General features: G+C 42.5%; 1 protein-coding gene and 2 pseudogenes. All 3 read right to left on the bottom strand.

Going from position 1 to position 1,019, the window contains the following annotated elements:
* Nucleotides 1-168 precede the first annotated feature (168 nt).
* On the bottom strand, nucleotides 169-360 hold the full coding sequence (locus tag FKW31_RS15940) for a hypothetical protein (protein ID WP_150179069.1): 192 nt from the start codon (nucleotides 358-360) through the stop codon (nucleotides 169-171).
* A 66-nt stretch (nucleotides 361-426) separates the two neighbouring features.
* Nucleotides 427-690, bottom strand: a pseudogene (locus tag FKW31_RS15935) (autotransporter strand-loop-strand O-heptosyltransferase); the annotation flags it as partial.
* A gap of 86 nt (nucleotides 691-776) precedes the next feature.
* A pseudogene (locus tag FKW31_RS15930) lies at nucleotides 777-1,019 on the bottom strand (hypothetical protein); the annotation flags it as partial.

The following is a 1,019-nucleotide window of genomic DNA, read 5'->3' as shown; positions in this document are numbered from 1 at the left end:
CAAAGCAAGTTTGGGTGCTTCTTCCGCAGGATCAACACCTAGAATATACGCGGCAGTGCGATGAAGACCCACCAACCGAAAATCGGTTGGCTGAAAAACATTTTCTTTATCATCAAAAAATAACCCCATGCAGTACATTGCATAACTGTCTGCCAGTATGTCTTGTTCCTAAGCTATTTCTGGGGACATAAGTGTTAATTCTGGATATGCATCTTTCAGCACAGGAATAATCAAAGCAGAGAGAATGCAAGTTACATTTGCCTGATGGATATGCGCAAAGCGTGCTGCGTAGGGAAACCATGCAAGCGTATCGCCCAAAGTGCCGACAGGAAATTGAATGACAACTTTTTTGTTTTTCAAATTCAATTCATGCAGGAAAACAATGCGAGCTTCTTTTTGAGGTAAAATATCTTCAACAACAATACCAAAGCGAACGTAAAAGCGTTTGGCAGAGTGTACGGTAGCGCCCGTATTTTCATTATGGAACAGAATATTCCCTGTATCCAGATCGCGTCATGTAATCCGCCATTTTCCTTCTGTACGTGCAGGCAGAACAATACGGGCACCCTGATTGAAATCAAACAAAATTCCATCAGGCCCATGTAAAACTGGGAAAGCAGAAGGGTTGATGTAAGGAGATTTGGTATCTTGAGATGTACTCACCCTAAAATTTTCTGATGCTTCAATCATAAAATATATCTCAACATTAATAGATATATTCATAGATTACTTCTCCCTTGTACTTTATTAAATACAAGGGAGAAGTAAGTCATTTATTATGCAGAACGCGTGCCAACTTCTGACGTTTCATTACCCAGAACATAATATCCGGTGTCCCGGATTGTTATAGACAGCAGTCCCATGTGATGGCTGATCAGGAGATCCCCCAAAGGCAACAGGGCATTTCCGTTTGTCCATGCGCAATCTGCCCAGTCTGTTTCATGCCAGCCTTCAGGCTTATCCTGCATCAGATGCGCTGCAATGTCATGCTGCTGTCCGGCTGTTGCAAGATGCACATC

It is taken from the genome of Acetobacter sp. DmW_136, from assembly GCF_008690365.1.
Classification (GTDB): domain Bacteria; phylum Pseudomonadota; class Alphaproteobacteria; order Acetobacterales; family Acetobacteraceae; genus Acetobacter; species Acetobacter oryzifermentans.
This window is presented reverse-complemented; position numbering and strand designations above follow the sequence as displayed.